Raw genomic sequence first — 22,556 nt, forward strand, 5'->3', positions numbered from 1 at the left:
AATGGGCCGATTCGTCAAAGCCAGGGAGATCTGGTGCTGCGAGAGAGGATTGAACTCTCGACCTCTCCCTTACCAAGGGAGTGCTCTACCACTGAGCTACCGCAGCCGCCAATGGCGGGGCTTCTGCCATATCGAACCGGCAAGCGCAAGGCCAAGAACAGCGCTTGTGTGAAAGCCTTTGCCGGATAGCTTTTGTTGACATGGCGGCGCCACAATGTTGGCTATCCCTGAATGGCGGGGTGGCTGGTCGCCAGCCGGGGCGGAGACGATGAGCGACAAGACGAATTCACCGAAAAACAGCGAAACGATCCGCAAGAACCGGCTCGCGGAGCAATTGCGCGCCAATCTGCAGAAGCGCAAGGCGCAGTCGCGCTCGCGCCGTAGTGGCGACGCCGACAAGCGGCCCGACGGGCTCGGCGCGGCAAAGGAAATACAAAAAGATTAACTCAAATCGGCCACTCTTGGCCTGGGGTCGGCGAAATCCTATTTCTTGAACCAAACTGCCCGATGGTCTAGACGGGCCGATACTCAAACGATTGAACCGGCCTTTTTCTGGCCGAGAGGGACATTCTCCAATGGATCGCATCAGAATCGTCGGCGGCAACAAGCTTGCCGGAAGCATTCCGATCTCCGGCGCGAAAAATGCCGCCTTGCCGCTGATGATCGCCTCGCTTCTGACCGACGACACGCTGACACTCGAAAACGTGCCGCATCTGGCGGATGTCGAGCAACTGATCCGCATCCTCGGCAATCACGGCGTCGACTATTCGGTCAACGGCCGCCGCGAGAAGCAGAATGAGGGCTATTCGCGCACCATCAATTTCTCCGCTCGCAACATCGTCGACACGACAGCCCCTTACGAACTGGTGTCCAAGATGCGTGCCTCGTTCTGGGTGATCGGGCCGCTGCTGGCCCGCATGGGCGAGGCCAAGGTGTCGCTGCCCGGCGGCTGCGCCATCGGCACGCGGCCGGTCGACCTGTTCCTCGAAGGCCTGCAGGCGCTGGGCGCCGATCTCGACGTCGACACCGGCTATGTCATCGCCAAGACGAAGAACGGCCGCCTTGTCGGCAACCGCTACGTATTCCCCAAGGTCTCGGTCGGCGCCACCCATGTGCTGATGATGGCGGCATCGCTCGCCAAGGGCGAGACGGTGCTCGAAAACGCCGCCTGCGAACCCGAGATCGTCAACCTCGCCGAATGCCTCAACGCCATGGGCGCCAGGATTTCGGGCGCCGGCACGCCGACCATTACCATCGACGGCGTCGAAGCGCTGTCGGGGGCGCGCGTGCGCGTCATCCCCGACCGCATCGAGACCGGCACCTATGCCATGGCCGTGGCGATGACCGGCGGCGACGTCGTGCTCGAAGGCGCACGGCCGGAGCTGCTGCAGACGGCGCTCGACGTGATTTCGCAGACGGGCGCGGAGATCACGCAGACCAATTCCGGCATCCGCGTGAAGCGCAACGGCGCCGGGATTTCGCCAGTCGACGTGACGACGGCGCCCTTCCCAGCCTTCCCGACCGACCTGCAGGCACAGTTCATGGGCCTGATGACCATGGCCAAGGGCAAATCCCGCATCACCGAGACGATCTTCGAAAACCGCTTCATGCACGTCCAGGAACTGGCCCGGCTCGGCGCCCACATCACGCTTTCGGGCCAGACCGCGATCGTCGACGGCGTGGCCAAACTGAAGGGCGCGCCGGTCATGGCGACCGATCTTCGCGCCTCCGTCTCGCTGGTCATCGCCGGTCTCGCTGCAGAAGGCGAGACCACGGTCAACCGTGTCTACCATCTCGACCGCGGCTTCGAGCGGCTGGAGGAAAAGCTCTCCAATTGCGGTGCGGTGATCGAGCGCATTTCAGCCTAGCGATCTCCAGTCGCTTGGCGAAAATCATCGGCGAAGGCGTCCTTCTCCCCGTCGCCATACAGGGAGAAGTGACCGACAGGGCGATGAGGGGCAGCGCAAAACCTGAGGCAATTGCCTCCAGCGGGGTCCCTGTCGCGGTTGCACCGATCGGAAAGACCGCCTAACAGAAAGGCTGAATTGCCAACCTTTAGGTGTGAAATCCGCATGGCCCTCAAGCTTATCGCGCTCGACGACCAGGATCTGAGCATTGTTTCGGCTCACGTCCAGGACGCTGTGCTCAAAGTCAGTGACCTCGAATTCCTGCCCAAGGCCAAGCGTTTCGTGCTGACCATGAACCGTTTCGTGTGGGAGGCCAGATCCGGCCTGTTTCGCCAACACAATGAGCGACGGCAGGCCGTGCTGCATTTCGACCGCGTGCTGGGCGCCAAGACAAATGGCATCGCCCGCGACAAGCCGGCCGAAATCCTCTCTCTGCTGGCGATCAGCTTCATCGAGATCAGCAAGCCGGCCGGCATCGTCGAACTGATTTTTTCCGGCGGCGGCACCATCATGCTCGATGTCGAATGCATCGAGGCCCGCCTTGCCGATATCGGCGGTGCGTGGGAAGCCACGTCGCGCCCCGTGCATAAGGCTTGAGCATACGATGGCCATCACGCTTGCCCAGTCCGACGCCGATTTCGAGCAGCGTTTTGCTGCCTTTCTGACGACCAAGCGGGAGGTGTCGGAGGACGTCGATACCGCGGTCCGGCGGATCATCGCGCGCGTGCGCGCCGAGGGCGACGCGGCACTGATCGACTACACGATGACATTCGACCGTGCCGACCTAGGCAGTCTCGGCATCGCCGTCTCGAAGGACGATGTCGCCCAGGCCTACAAGACCGCCGATCCCAGCACCATCGAAGCACTCGAATTCGCGCGCGATCGCATCCGCGCCTATCACGAGCGGCAGCGACCCAAGGACGACCGTTTCACGGATGCGGCCGGCGTTGAACTCGGCTGGCGCTGGACCGCGATCGAAGCGGTCGGGCTCTATGTGCCAGGCGGCACGGCGAGCTATCCGAGTTCCGTGCTGATGAACGCCATCCCGGCGGGAGTGGCGGGCGTCGAGCGTATCGTCATGGTGGTGCCGGCTCCTGGTGGCGTCATCAACCCGCTGGTGCTGGTGGCCGCCGATATTGCCGGCGTGTCGGAAATCTACCGCGTCGGCGGCGCGCAGGCGATCGCGGCGCTTGCCCACGGAACCGAGACGATCAGGCCCGTCGCCAAGATCGTCGGTCCGGGCAATGCCTATGTCGCCGCGGCCAAGCGGCAGGTGTTCGGCACGGTCGGCATCGACATGATCGCCGGCCCTTCCGAAGTGCTCGTGGTGGCGGACGGCGACAACGATCCGGACTGGATCGCCGCCGACCTGCTCGCCCAGGCCGAACATGACGTGTCGGCGCAGTCGATCCTGATCACCGACGATCCGGCCTTCGGCAAGGCGGTCGAACAGGCGGTCGAACGTCAGTTGCAGACCTTGCCGCGCGGCGAGACGGCGGCGCAGAGCTGGCGCGACTTCGGCGCCGTCATCCTTGTTTCGACCATCGAGGCGTCGCTGCCGCTGGTCGACCGTATCGCGGCCGAGCATGTCGAACTGGCCATTGACGATGCCGAGGGCTTCCTGGCCAGGATGCGCAATGCCGGCGCCGTCTTTCTCGGCCGCCATACGCCGGAAGCCATCGGCGACTATGTCGGCGGCTCCAACCACGTGCTTCCGACGGCACGCTCGGCGCGTTTCTCGTCGGGCCTTTCGGTCCTCGATTTCGTCAAGCGCACCTCTATCCTGAAGCTCGGACCGGAGCAGTTGCGCGCTCTGGCGCCACCGGCCGTCGCCCTTGCCCAGGCGGAAGGACTTGACGCGCATGGCCGCTCCGTCACCATCCGGTTGAACATGTAGGCCGAGATGACGGGCTCCGATCAAACCCGCGCAAAACTGATCGATGTCGAACTCGATGAATCGATCGGCCGTTCGACGCCCGATGTCGAGCATGAGCGGGCGGTGGCGATCTTCGACCTGATCGAGGAAAACAGGTTTCAGCCCGTCAACGACAGCGGCACGGGTCCCTATCGGTTGAAGCTGTCGCTGGCCGAGTCCCGTCTGGTCTTTGCCGTGGCGCGCGAGGACGGCGCCGCGGTCGTCACCCACATCCTGTCGCTGACGCCGCTCAGGCGCATCGTCAAGGATTACTACATGATCTGCGAGAGCTATTACGACGCCATCCGCTCCTCGACGCCGAGCCATATCGAGGCGATCGACATGGGCCGCCGCGGCCTGCACAATGAGGGCTCGCAGGCGCTGATGGACCGGCTCTCCGGCAAGATCGACATCGACTTCGACACGGCGCGGCGGCTGTTCACGCTGGTCTGCGTGCTGCACTGGCGGGGCTGATCCTGGCTGCCGGCGCCCTGCCCCGTTCGATTCTGTTCCTGTGCGGCATGAATGCCGTGCGCTCGCCAATGGCCGAGCAGTTGGCGCGCCGGATGCTGCCCGCCTCGATTTTCGTCGCCTCGGCCGGCGTGCGCGCCGGCGAGCGCGACCCGTTCGTCGATGCCGTGCTTGCCGAGGAGGGTCTCACGCTGGGCGAGCGCCATCCCAGGACATTGGACGATCTCGAGGACGATTATTTCGACCTGATCGTGACGCTGGCGCCGGAAGCGCACCATGCCGCGCTCGAACTCACCCGCTCGCTTGCCGTCGAGGTGGAATACTGGCCGACGCCCGACCCGACCGATGCCGGCGGCACGCGCGAACACATCATGGCCAGCTATCGCGACGTGCGCGAGCGGCTGAAGTTGCGCATAAGCCGACGTTTTTTGCCTCCCGAAGCAAAAAACGCGACGGATTAAGCGTGTTCACAAGCGCACGATTATCATATAGGTTCCGCCGAAATTCCGGCCAGAGTCGGAAGTTGAGCATGATGTCGTCTGAAAACCGCTTCACACTTTTCGGCATCATGCTCTAGACGCCGGAACTGCCATCCAAGCAAAGGTATCGAATGCCGAAGGAAGAAGTCCTCGAGTTTCCGGGTATCGTCACGGAATTGTTGCCCAACGCGATGTTCAGGGTCAAGCTCGAAAACGAACACGAGATCATCGCCCATACGGCCGGCCGCATGCGCAAGAACCGCATCCGCGTGCTGACCGGCGACAAGGTTCTGGTCGAGATGACGCCATACGACCTGACCAAGGGCCGCATCACCTACCGCTTCAAGTAAGATCAAGGCCCGGCCGAACGCGATGAGCATTTTGCAGAAGCTGGTGCTTGCCTCGGGTTCGCCCCGCCGCATCGAACTCTTGCAGCAGGCCGGTATCGAGCCGGACCGCATCCTGCCAGCCGATATCGACGAAACGCCGCTGCGTGGCGAGCATCCGCGCTCGCTGGCCAAGCGGCTGTCGAAGGAAAAGGCCGAAAAGGCGTTCGCGTCGCTCAAGACCGAGACGGACTATGCGCCGGGCTTCGTGCTGGCTGCCGACACGGTGGTCGCCGTCGGGCGGCGCATCCTGCCCAAGGCCGAGACGCTGGACGACGCCGCCAACTGCCTCGGGTTGTTGTCGGGCCGTTCGCACCGGGTCTATTCCGGCATCTGCCTGATCACGCCGGGCGGCAAGTTGCGCCAGCGGCTGGTCGAGACGCGGGTGCGTTTCAAGCGGCTGCCGCGCGAGGAGATCGACGCCTATGTCGCGTCGGGCGAGTGGCGCGGAAAGGCCGGCGGCTATGCCGTCCAGGGCCTGGCCGGCGCCTTCGTCGTCAAGCTCGTCGGCTCCTACACCAACATTGTCGGCCTGCCGCTCTATGAAACGGTGGCGCTGCTGTCGGGCGAAGGTTTCAAGACCCATCAAAACTGGTCGTCCGCGCGACCATGAGCCTCGACGACAAGGTCACGCCCCTGCGGCCCAAGCGCCCTTGCCCGGAATGCGGCAAGCCGTCGGCGCGCGAAACCTATCCGTTCTGCTCGACGCGGTGCAAGGACATCGACCTCAACCGCTGGCTGAAGGGCGCCTATGTCATCTCGGCCCGTGACGACGAGGAAGAACCGGACGTCGACGAGCCTAAATGAGACGAGCGCCGCCAGTCAGGCGGCTTCGTTCTTGCGTTTCACACGCGCCCAGGCCGGCAGCCAGTCGCCGTGAGCGGCCAGGAGATCGTCGACCAGTGACCAGATCTGATCGAGATCAAGCTCGGCCGCCGTGTGCGGGTCCATCATCGCGGCGTGATAGATGTGTTCGCGGTTTTCGCTCATCAGCGCCCGCACCGTCAGTTCCTGCACATTGATGTTGGTGCGGATCAGCGCCGTCAGTTGCGGCGGCAGGTCGCCTATATAGGTCGGCTGGATGCCGGACGCGTCGACCAGACATGGCACTTCGGCGGCGCAATCGCGCGGCAGCGAGGTGATGCAACCATTGTTGCGGACATTGCCGTAGATGACCGACGGCTCGCCGGTCCAGACCGAATTCATGATCGAGGAAGCATATTCCTTGGACTCCTCGACCTCGATACGCTGGGCCGAGCGGTAGGCCTGCGCCTGGTCCTTCCAGCGCTCGATCTGCTCAATGCAGCGCTTGGGATATTCATCGAGCGGAATGCCGTATTTCTCGATCAGATCGGGGCGGCCGTCCTTGATGAAATAGGGCGTGTATTCGGCGAAATGTTCCGAGCTTTCGGTGACGAAATAGCCCAGCCGCGTCAGCATCTCGTAGCGCACCTTGTTGGGGCAGCGCGGATTCCAGCCGGCCTTGGGTGCCCGGCCCTCGCGATAGGCGCGCACGAGGTCCGGATAGAGGTCGCGGTAGGATCCGTCCGGCTGGCGATGCTCGAATTTCAGGTAGAAGGCCATGTGGTTGATGCCGGCCGAGCGGTAGCGGATCTGGTCGTAGGGAAGGTCGAGGTCGTGCGCGAGCTCCATCGCCGTGCCTTGCACCGAATGGCACAGTCCGACCTGCCTGATCTCGGGATATTTCTCCGATATGGCCCAGGTGTTGATCGCCATCGGGTTGACGTATTGCAGCATGATCGCCCGCGGGCAGACGGCGAGCATGTCCTCGCAGATCTTCCAAAGATGCGGCACGGTCCTCAGGCCCCGCATGATGCCGCCGACGCCGAGCGTGTCGGCGATGGTCTGGCGCAGGCCGTATTTCTTGGGCACATCGAAATCCGTCACGGTGCAGGGCTCGTAACCGCCGATCTGGAAGGCGACGACGACGAAATCGGCGCCGGCGAGTGCCTTGCGCTGGTCGGTATGGGTCTCGGCCTTCGCCTTGACGCCGAGTGTGGCGATCAGCTTGTTGACGACGACGGCACTTTCTTCCAGCCGCTGCGGATTGATGTCCATCAGCGCGATCGTGGCGCCCGAAAGCGCCGGACGCTGCAGCACGTCGCCGACAATGTTCTTCATGAACACGGTCGAGCCGGCGCCGATGAAAGTGATCCTTGGATGTCTTGCCACGTTAACCTCCGGCTAATGTTCAGGCCACGTCGAACGCGGCCCTGACGAGCCGTTCGGTGTAGGCGGTCTTGGGATGGGTGAGGACCTCGTCGACGGGTCCCTGCTCGACGATCTTGCCGTGCTGCATGACGATGACGCGGTGGCACAGCGCGCGCACCACCTTCAAGTCATGCGAAATGAAGAGATAGCTCAGGCCGCGCTCGTCCTGCAGCTTGCGCAAGAGATCGATGATCTGCGCCTGGACGGAGAGGTCCAGCGCCGAGGTCGGCTCGTCGAGCAGGATGAATTCGGGTTCGAGCGCGATGGCTCGCGCAATCGCGATGCGCTGGCGCTGGCCACCGGAGAATTCATGCGGGAAGCGCGACAGGATATCGCCCGGCATGCCGGCGCTGACCAGCGCCTCGCGCACCCGCTCGACCCGCTCGCGCCGCGTCGCGCCGATACTGTTGACGATCAGCCCTTCCTCGATGATCTGGCCGATCGTCATGCGCGGGTTGAGGGAGGAGAACGGGTCCTGGAAGACGATCTGCATGCGCGAGCGCAGCGGCCGCATCCGTGCCCGCGACAGGCCATGGATCGGCTGGCCATCGAAGCGGATCTCGCCGCGTTTGGCGTCGGTCAACCGCAGCAACGCCTGGCCGAAGGTGGTCTTGCCGGAACCGGATTCGCCGACCAGCCCCAGCGTCTCGTGGCGGCAAAGCTTGAGATCGAGATCATCGACCGCAACCAGTTCACGCCAGTCCGGCTTCAGGAACGTGCCATGGCGCAGCATGAAGCAGACGCGCACGCCGTTCGCTTCGAGGATGGTGCCTGAGCTCTCGGGCAGCGGTTGCGGTCGGCCGCGCGGCTCGGACGCGAGCAGCCGCTGGGTGTAGGGATGCCGCGGATCGGCGAACAGCCGTTCGGTGACGTTGTGCTCGCACATTTCACCATGCTGCATCACATAGACATAGTCGGAAAACTTGCGCACCACGGTGAGATCGTGGGTGATCAGGATCACCGCCATCCGCAGTTCCTTCTGCAGATTGCGGATCAGGTTGAGGATCTGCGCCTGCACCGTGACGTCGAGCGCGGTGGTCGGCTCGTCGGCGATCAGCACGTCGGGATTGTTGGCGAGCGCCATGGCGATCATCACGCGTTGCCGCTGCCCGCCCGAGAGCTGATGCGGATATTGCTTGAGCCGCGCCTCGGGTTCGGGAATTTGCACGTGCCGCAGCAGCTCGAGCGCCCGCGCCCAGGCTTGCTTGCGGCTCACCTTGCGATGCACCCTGATCGCCTCGACGATCTGGCTGCCCACCGTATAGATCGGGTTGAGCGAGCTCATCGGCTCCTGGAAGATCATCGAGATGCGGTTGCCGCGCAGCTTGCGCCGGGCGCTCTCGGGGAATTTCAGGATGTCCTGTCCGTCGTAACAGATGTTCGATTTCGGCGACACGGTGGCGCGGCGCGACAGCAGGCCCATGACGGTACGCGCCGTCACCGACTTGCCGGAACCGGATTCGCCGACGATTGCGATCGTCTCGCCGCGGTAGAGCTGGAACGAGATGTCCTTGACCGCCTCGACGGTGCCGTGTTCCACCTTGAAGGCGACCTCGATGTTGCGGGCATCGATGACGGGCTCTCCCTTGCGCCCATCATGGTCGAGGCGGAAGGCTGGTGCGAAAGGCTCGGCGAGTAAGACGGTCATCGCGGTCCCCTCAATACGGATCGACGGCGTCGCGCAGGCCGTCGCCCAGCGCGTTGAAGGCAAAGACCGTGACGAGCACGAAACAGACCGGCGACAGGATCCAGGGATAAGTGCCGATGACCGAATAGGTCGCCGTGTCCTGCAGCATCAGGCCCCAGGAAATCAACGGCGGCTTGACGGCGAAGCCGAGGAACCCGAGGAAGGATTCGAGCAGCACCACCGTCGGGATCGCCAGCGTCACGGCGACGATCACATGGCTCATCACATTGGGGAGAATGTGCTGCAGGATGATGCGCCGGTCGGTGGCGCCGACCGCCATGGCGGCGCGCACATATTCGATGCGCGCCAGCGCCAGTGTCTTGCCGCGCACCTCGCGCGACATCTGCGCCCAGCCGAGCGCCGACATGACGATGATGACGAAGGCGAGGAACACATTGGTCGGCGCGGTGACCGGGATCAGTGTCGTCAGCGCCAGATAGAGCGGCAGTTGCGGAAAGGCGAGCACCAGTTCCACGAAGCGCTGCATCCAGACATCGAACCTGCCGCCGGAATAGCCTGAGACCATGCCGACGGTGGTGCCGATGACGGTGATGATGAAGACGACGGTCAGCGCGATCATCAGCGAGACACGCGAGCCGTGGATGGCGCGCGACAGCACGTCGCGGCCGAATTTGTCGGTGCCGAGGAAGTGCACGGGCTGGCCGTCGGTCGAGGCGAAGAAGTGCCGGTTCGCCGGGATCAGCCCGAAGAGCCTGTAGGGCGCGCCCTCGACGAAGAAGCCGAGCAGCCTCGGATGATCGTAGTCGGGGCCGACGATGGGCTGGAAGGTGACCGGATCGAGGTCGGCCGAATCGGCCAGCGCATAGACCCTCGGCCGCGCGACGAAATTGCCATCCTTGTCGTGGAAGGACGGCAGCTGCGGCGGCGCAAAGCCGACATCGGTCGCCTTCGGGTCCATCGGCGCCAGGAATTCGGCGAACACGGCCATGACAAGGAGCAGCACGACCAGCCAAAGACCGGCCATGCCGGTCCACGAGCGCTTCAGCCGGCGCCAGACAAGCGCCATGTAGCTCTCATTGCCGCGCGCGGGCGCCACTGTGGCTCGCTCGGCCGGCAAGGGTGGTGGTGAAGGGTCGCGCGCCAGCATCTAGCCCTCCCCGAACTGGCGCACGCGCGGATCGAGCAGGACCAGCAGCATGTCGGCGATGATGTTGCCGACGATCAGCGTCGCCGACAGCACCATCATGAAGGTGGCGGTGACATAGACGTCGCCGACCGCCATCGAGCCGACGATGGCAGGGCCGACGGTCGGCAGCGCGAAGATGATGGCCGTCTCGATCTCGCCGGTCAGCATGTAGGGCAGCACCACGCCCTGGTACATGACGAGCGGATGCAGCGCGTTGGGCACGGCGTGGCGCATGACGACGGCGCTCCCGGTCAGGCCCTTGGCCCTGGCCGTCTCGACATATTGCGCGTTGAGCGTATCGAGCAGATTGCCGCGCATGACGCGCATATTGTAGGCGAGGCCGCCGAAGGTGGCGATCGCCACCACCGGCCAGACATGCTTGACCAGGTCCACGAACTTGGCCCACGACCAAGGCGCGCCGCCATATTGCGGCGAGAAGAACGAGCCGATCTCCGACACGTTGAACCGGAAGACCAGGAGATAGACGATGATCAGCGCCATCAGGAAGCGCGGCACCGTCATGCCGAGGAAGGAGATGGCCGACAGCGTCGTATCGATCCAGGTGTATTGCCGGGTCGCCGCCCAGATGCCGAAGGTGATGCCCAGCACCGAGGCGAGCAGATGGCAGACCAGCGCCAGCAGCAGCGTGCGCGGCAGGCGCTCGCCGACCACGTCGGCCACCGGCTTGTTGTAATAGAGGCTGTAGCCGAAATCGCCGCGGGTGACGATGCCGCCGATCCAGTTGAGATACTGGACGGGCAGCGGCTTATCGAGGCCGTGTTCGACGCGATAGGCCTGGGCCTGCGCGTCGGCCTCGGCGAAGGAAGCGCCGCCCTGGTTGATCAGCTGCGAGCGGATGTAATCGGCATAGTCGCCGGGCGGCGCCTGGATGATGGCAAAGGTGACGAGGCTCAAAATGGCGAGAACCGGAATTGCCGACGCTATGCGCATGAGCAGGAATCGCAGCATGGACGGTCCGCTTCCTCATCTCGCCGGGCGTTCCCTTGGGTGCGCTCGGTGGGTTGGTTTGCCCCGGCCGCGCCAGCGGCGCGGCCGGGTCTCTCAGTCAGGGGAGGTAAACTTGCATTGGGTCCTTGAACTTACATCGGACCCTTGTCTCCAGGCTTGCCGGGAAGCTCTTGCGGGAACAATTCATATTTCGCCTGCTTGTCCGCCGCGACGAAGACCCTTTCCCGGATGATCGAATCCTCGGCCCAGTTGAACATGAAGATCGGCGTGCCCTGCGGGATGTTGGAGAAGCGCTTGTTGACGATCAAGGCGCCGGGATATTCCGTCAGGCCGACATTGTAGACGTGCTCCGTCGAGATCTTCTGGAACTGCTTCATCAAGGCAGCGCGCTGATCATTATCGTCGGAGGTGACGAACTTGTTGACGATATCGACGAGGTCCTTCTCGAAAGGCATCAGGTCGACCTGGCCGCTTTCCGGCGCCCGATGGTTCCAACTGGTCTTCGGGCCGACCGGTGCAAGCTGCTCGGTGTTCTGCACGACGGAGGTCAGTTCGGTCTCGTTGCGCCGGATCAGCCAGTCGAAGCGGCCGGCATACTGGGTAGAGTCTCGCTGGGTGCCGTTGACCCCGTTGATGACGACCCGCAGCCCGAGTTTTTCCATCTGGGCGACAACCCCTTCGGCGAGGCTCTTGTCGGTGGTGTAGTCGTTGTTGACCAGCATCACGATCTCGACATTCTTGCCGCCGGCGGTGCCGGCCGGGAAGTTCACGAAACCGTCGCCGTCGGTGTCCTTGAGGCCAGCCTTGGCGAGTTCAGCCTTGGCGCCCTCGAGGTCGAAGGGATAGTAAACGGTCGAGTTGCGGTCGTAGAAGCTGGTGCCGGAGGAGAAGCCGCCGGGATAGATGGCCGTGAACGGTCCCTTGACCAGCGCATCGCCCAGCGCCTTGCGATCGAGCGCCATGGTGACGCCTTTGCGGAAATCCTCGTTGCGGTTCAACTCGCGGATCGCCTGGCCGCGCTCTTCCGGATTGCCCCAGCCATTGGCCGAGAAATTCATGCGCAGATTGTAGCCGATGAGGCGCGGGCCGAAGGCAAGGCGCGCCGGAGCGTTCGCCTCCGCGGCGCGCTTCAGCGAGGCGACGAAGTTTTCCGGCTGCTCGAGATTGGAGAAGTCGCCCGAGCCAGCCACCGCCTGGACATCGCGGTCGGCCCAGGTCGACAGCTTGTATTGGACTTCGTTGAGGTAGGGCAGCTGATTGCCCTTCTCGTCGACCTTCCAATAATAGGGATTGCGGCGCATGACGATGATGTCGTCCGGCCGGTATTCGACCGGCACCCAGGCGCCCATGACCGGCATGTTCATATATTCCGGCGGGAAGGCGTTCTTGAACTGCTCGTAGGTGTTCTTCGAATATTTCGGATGCCGCGGCTTCAAGATGTGCGCGGGACCGGGGCAGAAGGTGCCGTAGGCCATCGCGTAGAGGTACTGTTTCGGGAAGGCGTCCTTGAAGGTCCACTCGACGGTGTAGTCGTCGATCTTCTTCAGCGTCGTGCCGACGCCGAAGGTTTCCGGCGTTGCGCCGTTGAGCGGCGAGACGTTGGGATCGACGACCTCATCGTCCCAGTAGAACATGACGTCGTCGGCATTGAAGGCCACGCCGTCCGACCATTTGGCGCCTTCGATCAGGTGCATGGTCAGCTTGTGGCCGTCCGCCGACCAGTCCCAGCTCTTGGCAAGGTTCGGCAACGGCTCGGTGTCCTTGGCCTCGACCTGGAACAGCGGCGCGGTACGCGTCAGGCATTCGGAAAGGGCGATATCGATGCCGCCCCACCCCTGCGTCTGGCCCGCACCGTAGTTCCAGCCTTCCGGCCGGCCACCGATGACATGGCGCATCGTATCGCCATAGACGCCGACGCCGTCCGGCATGTTGGCGGTCTTGAAGACCAGCGGCTCCTTCGGCAGCCGGTCCTTCACCGGCGGTAGCTTGCCGGGCTTGACGTATTTTTCCGTCACCCAATCCGGCTCGTGATACTCGGGCAGCGCCTTGAACTCCACGATGGAGTCGCGCGCCACGTATTTGATCTTACCTTCGGCCGGAAACGTCGCCGGCACCGGCGGGACGGTCGGCTCTGAAGCGAGAGCGTTGAGCGCCGGAACGGAGACGCTCAGCGCCAGTCCAGCGGCAATGCCAATGCTGCGTAGGTTCATCATGGTGTCCTCCCTCGTGTTCAGACGTCTGCTGCTGTTCGTCTTGCCCATGCCTCGGCGCAATTCCGGAGGGCTTTACATTTCTCTGGAATTGCACGGGACGGCTGACCGCGGTGGACCCGCCTCCCTGGATCCGCCGCCGCCCCGGTTTCAGACGGCCTGTTTCAGCGCGGCCTTTTCGGCGCGCAATTCCTCGATCGAGCGCACGCTTCGCCGCGCCGCACCCGCCCATTCGCGCGTCTTGACCGCGGATTTCGACAGCCGCTCCTTGGCCGCCGGAACCGCATGGGCGTATTGCGGCAGCCATTGCGCCTGGGCCACGACCATTTCGTCGACCATCTGCCAGACCTCCTCGGGCGTCGACACGGCGCCGACCAGGGGGTCGTGCAGCACGGCAAGCTTCAGAAGATCGATGTCGCCTGTTATGGCGGCATGGACCGACATGCGCTGGACGTTGATCGAGGCCATGCAGGTGGCGGCACAGGCTTCCGGCAGGGTGATGCCGGCGGCCATGTTGATGCCGAAGCGGTCGACGAAGCCGGGCGATTCGATGATGGCGTCGCGCGGCAGATTGGTGATCACGCCATCGTTCTTCACATTGAAGTGGCCACGATAGACGCGGTTGGTCTCCAGCGCCTCCAATATGTGGCTGGCATGCTCGTTGGAGCGTTTTTGCGGATCGATCGGCGTCGAAGCCGCTTCGAGGAATTGCGGATATTCCGTCTCGAACCAGTTGCGGGTTTCGGTGGAATAGCGGAGGTAGCCGCCGGTCTCGCCATGGATCCAGTCGGACATGTCGATCCAGCGCGTGATCTCGTCGGGCCGCTTGCGGTACCAGGGCAGATATTCGGAGAGATGGCCGTTGCTTTCGGTCGAATAGACGCCGAAACGCTTGAGCACATCGATGCGCAACTTTTCCTGCCGGGAATAGACCGGATGCGCCTCGAAGGCGGCAATCAGCTCATCCTTGTCGATCTTGCGGCCGTTGAGCCGCAAATCGATGAACCAGGTCTGGTGGTTGATGCCGGAACAGACATAGTCGAGTTCCCGCGGCGATTTCGCGCCCAGCACAGCGGCGATCTGCTCGGCGCCGTGCTGGACGCCATGGCAGAGGCCGACCGTGTCGACCTTGCCGTATTCGATCGCCGCCCAGGTGTTCATTGCCATCGGGTTGGCATAGTTGAGGAATTTGGCGTTGGTATCGGCGACCTCGCGAATATCCTTGCAGAAGTCGAGGATCACCGGAATGTTGCGCTGGCCATAGAGGATGCCGCCGGCGCAGATCGTGTCGCCGACGCACTGATCGATGCCGTATTTCAGGGGAATGCGGATGTCATCGGCATAGGCTTCGAGGCCGCCGACCCGCACGCAGCTGATGATATAGCGCGCGCCTTCGAGCGCCTTGCGGCGGTCGGTCGTCGCGGTCACCCTGGTCGGCAATCCGTTCGCCTCGACGATCCTGTCGAGGATCGCCTTGATCATTCCCAGATTGTGCTCGCTGACGTCGGTCAGCGCGAATTCAATGTCCTTGAATTCGGGCACGCAGAGAATGTCGGTGAACAGCTTCTTGGTGAAACCGACGCTGCCGGCGCCGATAATAGCGATTTTGAAACTCATCACCTTCACCTCGATCCAATCGAATGCTAGGCAAGGAGCAGCAAGGGAGGAAAACGGCCACACGCCTTGGCGTGCAAGCCATTCAAGCCGGAATCCGGCTTTCCTTCCTCCCGCCCGCTCCTCGATCGCGGGTTATTCGCGTTCTTCGAGGCGGGATTATGCGCTTATTCGCGGGCGCGGCCAGAGAAGGATTATGCTTTCAGGGGTAATTTTGTGCTGCGTGATTTGATCGCCAACGGACAGTCGATGCGGACGATCTCGCTGCCGCGCGGTCGCCAGCGCCTGCATGCCATGCCGACGAGCACGGGCTATGAACTGCGCGAGGACGTGACCTATGACTGGGACGGGCGAAAGCGCGGCCAGACACCGTTCACCGTGCTCCAGCACACGATCAGCGGCACCGGCCGGCTGCGCTACGAGAATCGCGATTACCGCCTGCAGAAGAACGACACGCTGCTGGTGCTGGTGCCGCACAACCACCGCTACTGGCTGGCCAGGGACGAGCGCTGGGAATATTTCTGGATTTCGATGAACGGCGAGGAGGCGTTGCGCGTCCACAAGTCGATCCTCGACGTGTCGGGACCGGTCTTTCGGCTGCAGCCGGCGACGATCGATCATCTCGCCGATTGCAGCCTTCGCCTCATCAAGGGAGCCGTTTCGCCGGGAGCCGCGTCGGCGATCGCCTATGAGGCGGCGATGGCGCTCTATGACGATGTGTTCGGCTCGCACGCCTTTGCCGAAAAACAGAGCGCCATGCAGCCGGTCATCGATCACATCAACGCCAATCTCGACAAAGCCCTGCCGGTGGCGGACCTCGTCCAGATCAGCGGGCTGAGCCGGGCTCATTTCTCGCGCTGCTTCGCCGAGAGCGAAGGCTTGCCGCCCGCCGAGTTCGTGCTGCAGCAAAGGCTGCAACGGGCGGCGAAGCTTTTGACGAAAGCGGACTTCCTGCCGGTGAAGGAAGTGGCCATCCTGTGCGGCTTCGAGGATGCGAATTATTTTTCCAAGGTCTTCCGCCGGCTCTATGGCACGACGCCCAGCCAGTTCCGCACCACCGGCATGTATGCCAGCTTGCGAACGCCGGCCAGGCGCGGCGCCAAGGTGTCGGACGACGAGACCTGACGCCGCTTCGAGCCTTGTTCCATCAGGCCGCGTGCAGACTGCCGCCGTCCAGCCAATCGAGTTCGGTTGGCGAAAGCGCGATGTCGAGCGCCCGCAGGCTGTCATCCAGTTCGCCCAGTGTCCGCGGCCCGATCAACGGCACCGATGGGAAGGGCTGGTTGAGCACATAGGCCAGCGCGATATGGATCGGGCTCTTGCGCAGCCTGGCGGCGAGTTCGATCGCCCGGTCACGGCGACCGAAATTGCGCTCGGAGTACCAGACCCGCACCAGTTCCTCACTGTCCAGCCTGTCGCGGCCGGCGCGGTCGGTGAAGAAGCCGCGCCCCTGGCTAGACCAGGCGAAATTCGGCATCTGCCTCGATGTCAGCCAGGCTTTCCAGTCGTCGGTGGAGGAGGTGATGCAGCCGGCCCAGATCGGCTCCAGCATTTCGGCCAGCGAGAAATTGTTGGAAAGCGCGCCGGGCTTCTGCTTGCCGGTGCGCTCGGCATAGGCAATCGCCTCGTCCATGCGCTGCATCGTCCAGTTCGAGCCGCCGAACGGTCCGCGGATGCGGCCGGCCTTCACCTCACGATCCATGGCGTCGACGAACTCTCCGACCGGCACGTCCGGATTGTCGCGATGCATGAAATAGATATCGACATGGTCGGTCTGCAGGCGGTCGAGCGACTGGGCTAGCTGCTTGGCGATAACGTCGGGATAGCAGAGCGGCGAATGCGCGCCCTTGGCGATAACAACCGACTGCTCGCGCACGCCACGGCTCCTCAGCCACTGGCCGAGGAGCATCTCGGTGTAGCCGCCGCCATAGACATAGCCGGTGTCGAACAGGTTGCCGCCGGCCTCGAAAAAGGCGTCGAGCAGGATCGACCCGGAGGAAAAGGTGCGGAAATCCTCGAAGCCCAGCGCCACCACCGATGCCGGCTTCGCCAGGCCGGGAATGGCGCGCTTGCCGATCGCGGTGCCTCCAGAGCGCAACGGCCGGCCTGAGATGGTGCTGGTGCGCTCGGAAGCCTTCTCGATCTCGTACTCCAGCCCCACGGCGGCGCGCCATCTGTCGAGCACGCGCAAGGTGCCGAGGCTGTCGGCCCAGCCCATGCCCGGCCAGGCGAATTCCTGGCGCCCGGCGCGGATCGCATCGCCGGCGGCATCGACCTCGAAGGAATAGACATGGCGCTTTTCGTTGACGCTGATGGTCTTTTGTGTGCCGTCGGCGCCGATCACATCGATCCGGCCGAGGCCGACATTGCGGTCGCCGCCGGCGAACCAGAAGTCCGGCACCGCGATACGCCCCTTTGTGCCGAAGATACGCAGGACATTGTCCTGGTTGAGCGAGATGCTGCAGGAGACCTCGGCGACGATGCCACCCGGAAAATGCAAGACAGCGGACGCCCATTCGTCGACGCCGGATTGGCCAAGATGAGCAAGGCCGGCCACCTTGTCCGGTTCGGCGAACGGCTCGCCGACGGCGGCACCCGCGATCAGCCGCACCATCGAGACGGGATAGCCGCCGACATCGAGGATGCCGCCGCCGGCGAGGTCATTGGCGTAGAGCCGGTGCTCCGGCATGAAATCGGGCATGGCGAAGCCGAAGCTCGACTTGATCATCCTGACCTCGCCGATGACGCCGGACTTGATCAGGTCCACCAGCTTCAACGTCTGCGGGTGCAGCCGGTACATGAAGGCTTCGCCAAGAAAGGTGCCGGCCTTGCGCGCGGCATGCATCATGGCGTCGGCCTCGAAGGCGGTCAGCGCCAGCGGCTTTTCGCACAGCACATGCTTCCCGGCTTCCGCCGCCCTGATCGCCCATTGCGCGTGGCCGGGATGAGGGATGGAAATGTAGACCGCGTCGATCTCCGGATCGGCAAGCAGCGCGTCGTAGCCGTCGATGATACGGGCGCCGGGAAATTTTTCCGAAAGGCCCGGCTTGCCTGGATTGCGCGCGCCGATGGCGACCAATTTGCCGGTGCGCGAACCGGCGACGCCGCCGGCAAAGGCCTTGGCGATGTCCCCTGGCCCGAGGATGCCCCAGCGAATGGGCGTTGATACAGTCATGTCATTCTCCTTGCGGGCTTGGAAAGGGGCGGCCGGTCAGCGCAGCCGCAGCCCCTTTTCGTCGAACAAATAGGATTTGCGGATGGAAACGGTGACCTCCGATGTCTGCGGGACTCTTGCCGCGTCGCGCTGGATCACCACGTCCTCGCCATGGGCCGTCCTGGCATAGAGGAAGCTCGTGCCGCCCAAATGCTCGACGACGTCGATGGCGACGGTAAGATCAGCATCGCCTTCACCGGCGCCGCCGAAATGCTCGGGCCGCACGCCGACGATGACTGTGCTGCCGGTTTCGGGTGCAGGCCCTGCCAATGGTTGCACGATGCGGGTTTTCTCCTCGCCCGCCAGCTCGACCAGAACCCCTTTTGCATCGCGCCCGGCAATGTGGGCCTTGATGAAGTTCATCCTCGGCGAACCGACAAAGCCGGCCACGAAAATATTGTCGGGATTGTCATAGAGATCGAGCGGCCGGCCAATCTGCTCGACATGCCCGGCGCGCAGCACGACGATCCGGTCGGCGAGCGTCATCGCCTCGGTCTGGTCGTGCGTGACATAGATCATGGTGGTGCCGAGTTCCTTGTGCAGCCGCGAGATCTCGACCCGCATCTGCACGCGCAGTTCGGCGTCGAGATTGGAGAGCGGCTCGTCGAACAGGAACACTTGCGGCTCGCGCACGATGGCGCGGCCGATGGCGACACGCTGGCGCTGGCCGCCGGAGAGTTTTTTCGGCCGCCGCTCCATCAATTCGCTGATGCGCAGGATCTCGGCCGCCCGCTTCACCCGCCGGTCGGTATCGGCCTTGGGATTGCCGGTCATGCGCAGTCCGAAGGAGAGATTCTGTTCGACGCTCATATGCGGATAGAGCGCGTAGGACTGGAAGACCATGGCGATGCCGCGATCGGCCGGCTCGACATCGTTGACCACCTTGCCGCCGATGGCGATCTCGCCGCCGCTGATGTCCTCGAGCCCGGCGATCATCCGCAGTAGCGTGGACTTGCCGCAGCCTGACGGGCCGACGAAGACGACGAATTCCCCGTCCCTGATGTCGATGTTGGCGCCGTGGACAACCTCGAAGGCGCCGAAACGCTTGGCGACATTGGTGAGCGTGACGTTTGCCATGCTGCCTCTTACTTGACCGCGCCGGCGGCGATGCCGGCGATGAAATGACGCTGCAGGAGCACGAAAACGATGAGCATCGGCACGGTCAGCATCACCGCGCCCGCCATGATGCCGCCCCACGACACCTTGGTGAGGCCGATCAGCGTGCCGAGCGCCACGGGTGCTGTCATCGAACCCGGCTGGCTGTTGATCAAAAGCGGCCACAGATAGTTGTTCCAGGAGGCGAGGAACAGGATGATGCAGAGCGCGGCCAGCATCGGCCGCGCCAAAGGCAGGGCGATGAAGACGTAGATGCGCCACTCCTTGACGCCCTCGACGCGGGCGGCGTCGAACAGGTCGTCGGGCATCATCGAAAAACTCTGGCGCATGAACAGCACGCCAAGCGAATTGAACAGCGGCGGCACGATCAGCGCCACCCAGGTGTTGGCGAGCTTGAAGTCGCGCGCCACCATGATGAATTGCGGGATCAGCACCACCGCATAGGGCAGCGTGATGGTGCCGAGGATGATGGCGACGACCACGCCTTTGCCGACGAACTGGTAGCGCGCCAGCGCCCAGCCCGCCATCGAGGTCAGCATCACCGACAGGAAGGTGTAGGTCACCGCCACGCAGACCGAGATGACGATGGCGCCGACGAAGTCGGTGTCGCGCTGCAGATTGTTGAAATTGTCGATGAAATTGCCGTGCGGCAACAGCTCGATGCCGGGGCTGAAGATGCCGTTGTCGGGCATGGTGGAGAACACCACCATCATCCACAGCGGAAACAGCCAGATCAGCGCCAGCGGCGTCAGAAAAAGATGCAACGCGATGCTTCGTTTCAGTCTTGCCGATGCGAGCGAGCTCATTTCGGTTCCCTCGTCAGCCACAGTTGCACCAGCGTGATGGCGATCGCCAGCCCCGCCATGGTGTAGGCGACGGCCGAGGCATAGCCGAAGTTGAGCGAGCGGAAACCCTGGCGGTAAAGCAGCAGGCCGAGCGTCTCGGTGCCGCCGCCCGGCCCGCCGCGTTCGGTGATCAGGAACGGCTCGGTGAACAATTGCATGGTGCCGATGATCGACAGCACGGCGCAGAAGACGATGACCGGCTTCAGCAGCGGCAGCGTGATGTAGAAGAACTGCTTGAGCTTGCTCACCCGGTCGAGCGTCGCCGCCTCATAGACATCCTCTGGGATGGATTGCATGCCGGCAAGCAGGATGATGGCGTTGTAGCCGGCCCAGCGCCAGGTCACCGCGATCATGATCAGCGCCATGGCCGGCGTGACATTCGAGAACCAGTCGATCTTGGGCAGGCCAATGCTGTTCAGGAGCTTGTTGACGATGCCGAAATCGAGGCTGAACATCAGCCGGAACACCGCGGAATAGGCGACCTCGCCGACCACCACCGGGGCGAAGAAGGCAAAGCGATAGAGGCCGCGCGCCTTGAGCAGCGGCGAATTCAGCAGCACCGCCATCAGCATGGCCAGCGCGATCATGGCCGGAACCTGGATGACCAGGATGAGCAGCGTGTTCTTCAGCGCGTTGAAGAAGGCGGGATCGCCGATCAGCCGGCCCCAGTTGAAGCCTGGCGCGAAGCGCCAGGGCACGGTGCGCGTCGCCTGGAAGGAGATCATGAACGAGGAGATGATCGGCCATACCCAGAAGATGGCGAAGATCAGGAGATAGGGCGTGAGAAAGCGATAGGCCGTGGCATTGCGGTTGCGCATCTTTTCTCCTCCTTTCGCTTTTCCTTCTCCCCTTATGGGAGAAGGTGGATCGGCACGTAGCGCCGAGACGGATGAGGGGTGTGTGACGGATCTACGTCATTGCCAAGCTGGAACACCCCTCATCCGACCGCTTCGCGGCCACCTTCTCCCACAAGGGGAGAAGGCAAGACGGCGCTTTACTTGACCGGCAGTCCAGTCGCCGAGGCGATCTGGCTGGCGGCATCGTCGAGTGCAGCCTTGGCGTCGGGATAGCCGCCGGCGAGATATTTGGTCTGCACGGCGCGGACGATAATCTCGGCATCGCTCTGGAACTGCGTGCCCCGGCTCGGAACCACCTTGGGCAAGGTGCCGAGAATATCCTTCCACACCGCCTGGCCACCCCAGTAGGGCAAGCCCTGGCTGACATAGGGGTCGTTCAGCGCCGAGACCAGCGAGGGGACGAGGCCGAACTCCTTCAGCATGGTGATCTGGCCTTCATTGGTGCCGAGCGTGTATTTCAAATACTCGTAGGCAGCTTCCTTGTTCTTCGACGCCGAGGTGATGGCGAGCGAGGAGCCGCCGAGATTGGCGGCGCGCGGGCCGTCCGCGGTCAGGCTCGGCATCAGATAGACGCCCCATTTGCCGTTCTCGCCCGCCGATTCGGTGCGAATGGTGCCTTCATACCAGCCGCCATAGACCTGGGTGGCGACGGTTCCGGCGGTGTTGTTGGTGATCTTGGTGCCCCAGTCGGCTGACGAGACGATGCCGGCGTCCTTCATCTCCTTGAGCTTGGTCATGGCGTCGACGCATTTGGGCTGGTTGACCGTGATCGACTGGCCGTCCTCCGCGAAATAGGCGCAGCCCTGTTCGTTGGCGATCATGCGGAAGAATTCACTGTCGCCGTTGAAATCGGCGTTGGTCATCGAGACACCCGGATTGGCGGCCTGGATCTTCTTGCCGGCGGCGATGAAATCGTCCCAGGTCTTGATCGATGCCGGATCGACGCCGGCCTTCTCATAGAAGTCGCGGCGATAGAAGGCGGCGACCGGGCCGGAATCCCACGGCATGGCATAGGCCTTGTCGCCGACCTCGAGTTCGGTGCGTTTGAAATCGGGGAATTTCTTCTGGTCCTCGGCGCTGTAGCCCAGCGTGTGCAGGTCGACAAAGCAGTCTGGGAACTGGCTCCAGTAATTCTCGGCCTCGCCGTTCTCGATGGTGACGATGTCGGGCAGGCCGACGCCACCGGCGGCACAGCCGGCGATCGACTTGTCGTAAGTCGGCTGATTGCCGAGATCCTGGACCGTGACCTTGATGTCGGGATGGAGCTTGTTGAAGCCGGCAACCGTCGCCTTCAGCGACGAAGCGGCGACATTCCAGCTCCAGATGGTGATTTCGCCGGACTGCGCAAAGGCCGGGGCTGAGCCCAGGGCAAGCGCGAGCGCGGCGCATGTCAGTGTGATGCGCATTGAAATCCTCCCATTTCATTTGCTCTCTCTGCGAGCCCGGCTAGACTAGGCGGCGCGGAAGGCTTGTCGCCGACAAAGGGAATACGGAATTGGCGGAAAGT

At 63.4% G+C, this 22,556-nt stretch carries 21 protein-coding genes and 1 tRNA gene; 10 read left to right on the forward strand and 12 right to left on the reverse strand.

Going from position 1 to position 22,556, the window contains the following annotated elements; all coding sequences use genetic code 11:
- Positions 1-31: 31 nt before the first annotated feature.
- Positions 32-106 (reverse strand) — tRNA-Thr (locus tag FJ948_RS16030).
- A 108-nt stretch (positions 107-214) separates the two neighbouring features.
- Between FJ948_RS16030 and FJ948_RS16035 the strand changes: the two genes are divergently transcribed.
- The 9 genes from FJ948_RS16035 to yacG all read left to right on the forward strand — a co-directional run bounded on the left by FJ948_RS16035 (position 215) and on the right by yacG (position 5,965).
- Complete coding sequence (locus tag FJ948_RS16035; RefSeq protein ID WP_181173692.1) at positions 215-445, forward strand: hypothetical protein; 231 nt, start codon at positions 215-217, stop codon at positions 443-445.
- A 130-nt stretch (positions 446-575) separates the two neighbouring features.
- Positions 576-1,868 (forward strand): UDP-N-acetylglucosamine 1-carboxyvinyltransferase, encoded by a 1,293-nt coding sequence (murA, locus tag FJ948_RS16040; RefSeq protein ID WP_140705997.1) that lies wholly within the window; start codon positions 576-578, stop codon positions 1,866-1,868.
- A gap of 204 nt (positions 1,869-2,072) precedes the next feature.
- Complete coding sequence (locus FJ948_RS16045; protein ID WP_140705999.1) at positions 2,073-2,504, forward strand: DUF2948 family protein; 432 nt, start codon at positions 2,073-2,075, stop codon at positions 2,502-2,504.
- Positions 2,505-2,511: 7 nt separating this feature from the next.
- Positions 2,512-3,804, forward strand: a complete 1,293-nt coding sequence (hisD, locus tag FJ948_RS16050; RefSeq protein ID WP_140706001.1) for a histidinol dehydrogenase — start codon at positions 2,512-2,514, stop codon at positions 3,802-3,804.
- Between the two features lie 6 nt (positions 3,805-3,810).
- Complete coding sequence (locus FJ948_RS16055; protein ID WP_140706003.1) at positions 3,811-4,296, forward strand: UPF0262 family protein; 486 nt, start codon at positions 3,811-3,813, stop codon at positions 4,294-4,296.
- Positions 4,284-4,754 carry a low molecular weight phosphatase family protein gene (locus FJ948_RS16060; RefSeq protein WP_140706005.1) on the forward strand — a complete coding sequence of 157 codons (471 nt, stop codon included), beginning with the start codon at positions 4,284-4,286 and terminating at the stop codon, positions 4,752-4,754. Before FJ948_RS16055 ends, FJ948_RS16060 begins: the two co-directional genes overlap by 13 nt.
- 149 nt (positions 4,755-4,903) lie before the next feature.
- Complete coding sequence (infA, locus tag FJ948_RS16065; RefSeq protein ID WP_006329283.1) at positions 4,904-5,122, forward strand: translation initiation factor IF-1; 219 nt, start codon at positions 4,904-4,906, stop codon at positions 5,120-5,122.
- A gap of 22 nt (positions 5,123-5,144) precedes the next feature.
- Positions 5,145-5,771, forward strand: coding sequence for a Maf-like protein (locus FJ948_RS16070; protein ID WP_140706007.1), 627 nt, complete (start codon positions 5,145-5,147; stop codon positions 5,769-5,771).
- A complete protein-coding gene (gene yacG, locus FJ948_RS16075; protein WP_140706009.1) occupies positions 5,768-5,965 on the forward strand; it encodes a DNA gyrase inhibitor YacG in 198 nt (65 codons plus the stop codon). The genes FJ948_RS16070 and yacG overlap by 4 nt, the downstream gene beginning before the upstream one ends.
- A 15-nt stretch (positions 5,966-5,980) precedes the next feature.
- On the opposite strand, the gene FJ948_RS16080 is transcribed toward yacG, so the two are convergent.
- The 6 genes from FJ948_RS16080 to FJ948_RS16105 form a co-directional block, all read right to left on the reverse strand.
- The gene (locus tag FJ948_RS16080) at positions 5,981-7,351 is read right to left on the reverse strand and encodes an alpha-glucosidase/alpha-galactosidase (RefSeq protein ID WP_140706011.1); all 1,371 of its coding nucleotides are present in this window, start codon (positions 7,349-7,351) and stop codon (positions 5,981-5,983) included.
- A 19-nt stretch (positions 7,352-7,370) separates the two neighbouring features.
- Positions 7,371-9,038: an ABC transporter ATP-binding protein gene (locus FJ948_RS16085; protein WP_140706013.1), complete on the reverse strand. Its 1,668-nt coding sequence runs from the start codon at positions 9,036-9,038 to the stop codon at positions 7,371-7,373.
- 10 nt (positions 9,039-9,048) lie between these two features.
- Positions 9,049-10,185 carry an ABC transporter permease gene (locus FJ948_RS16090; protein ID WP_140706015.1) on the reverse strand — a complete coding sequence of 379 codons (1,137 nt, stop codon included), beginning with the start codon at positions 10,183-10,185 and terminating at the stop codon, positions 9,049-9,051.
- A complete protein-coding gene (locus FJ948_RS16095) occupies positions 10,186-11,193 on the reverse strand; it encodes an ABC transporter permease (RefSeq protein ID WP_140706017.1) in 1,008 nt (335 codons plus the stop codon).
- A 131-nt stretch (positions 11,194-11,324) separates the two neighbouring features.
- The gene (locus FJ948_RS16100) at positions 11,325-13,406 is read right to left on the reverse strand and encodes an ABC transporter substrate-binding protein (protein WP_140706019.1); all 2,082 of its coding nucleotides are present in this window, start codon (positions 13,404-13,406) and stop codon (positions 11,325-11,327) included.
- A 147-nt stretch (positions 13,407-13,553) separates the two neighbouring features.
- Positions 13,554-15,020, reverse strand: a complete 1,467-nt coding sequence (locus FJ948_RS16105; protein WP_140706021.1) for an alpha-glucosidase/alpha-galactosidase — start codon at positions 15,018-15,020, stop codon at positions 13,554-13,556.
- A 213-nt stretch (positions 15,021-15,233) separates the two neighbouring features.
- Here FJ948_RS16105 and FJ948_RS16110 point away from each other — a divergent pair, with 213 nt between their 5' ends.
- Complete coding sequence (locus FJ948_RS16110; protein WP_181173693.1) at positions 15,234-16,142, forward strand: AraC family transcriptional regulator; 909 nt, start codon at positions 15,234-15,236, stop codon at positions 16,140-16,142.
- A 22-nt stretch (positions 16,143-16,164) separates the two neighbouring features.
- Here FJ948_RS16110 and FJ948_RS16115 read toward each other — a convergent pair whose 3' ends face one another.
- The 5 genes from FJ948_RS16115 to FJ948_RS16135 all read right to left on the reverse strand — a co-directional run bounded on the left by FJ948_RS16115 (position 16,165) and on the right by FJ948_RS16135 (position 22,455).
- Entirely contained in the window at positions 16,165-18,192 is a 2,028-nt protein-coding gene (locus tag FJ948_RS16115) for an aldo/keto reductase (RefSeq protein ID WP_140706023.1), read from the reverse strand.
- Positions 18,193-18,228: 36 nt separating this feature from the next.
- Positions 18,229-19,308 carry a sn-glycerol-3-phosphate ABC transporter ATP-binding protein UgpC gene (gene ugpC, locus FJ948_RS16120; RefSeq protein WP_140706025.1) on the reverse strand — a complete coding sequence of 360 codons (1,080 nt, stop codon included), beginning with the start codon at positions 19,306-19,308 and terminating at the stop codon, positions 18,229-18,231.
- A gap of 8 nt (positions 19,309-19,316) precedes the next feature.
- Complete coding sequence (locus FJ948_RS16125) at positions 19,317-20,153, reverse strand: carbohydrate ABC transporter permease (protein WP_140706026.1); 837 nt, start codon at positions 20,151-20,153, stop codon at positions 19,317-19,319.
- A complete protein-coding gene (locus FJ948_RS16130) occupies positions 20,150-21,010 on the reverse strand; it encodes a sugar ABC transporter permease (RefSeq protein WP_140706577.1) in 861 nt (286 codons plus the stop codon). The genes FJ948_RS16125 and FJ948_RS16130 overlap by 4 nt, the downstream gene beginning before the upstream one ends.
- A 176-nt stretch (positions 21,011-21,186) precedes the next feature.
- A complete protein-coding gene (locus FJ948_RS16135; RefSeq protein WP_140706028.1) occupies positions 21,187-22,455 on the reverse strand; it encodes an extracellular solute-binding protein in 1,269 nt (422 codons plus the stop codon).
- Positions 22,456-22,556 lie beyond the last annotated feature (101 nt).

Source organism: Mesorhizobium sp. B2-3-12, from assembly GCF_006442205.1.
Classification (GTDB): Bacteria; Pseudomonadota; Alphaproteobacteria; order Rhizobiales; family Rhizobiaceae; genus Mesorhizobium.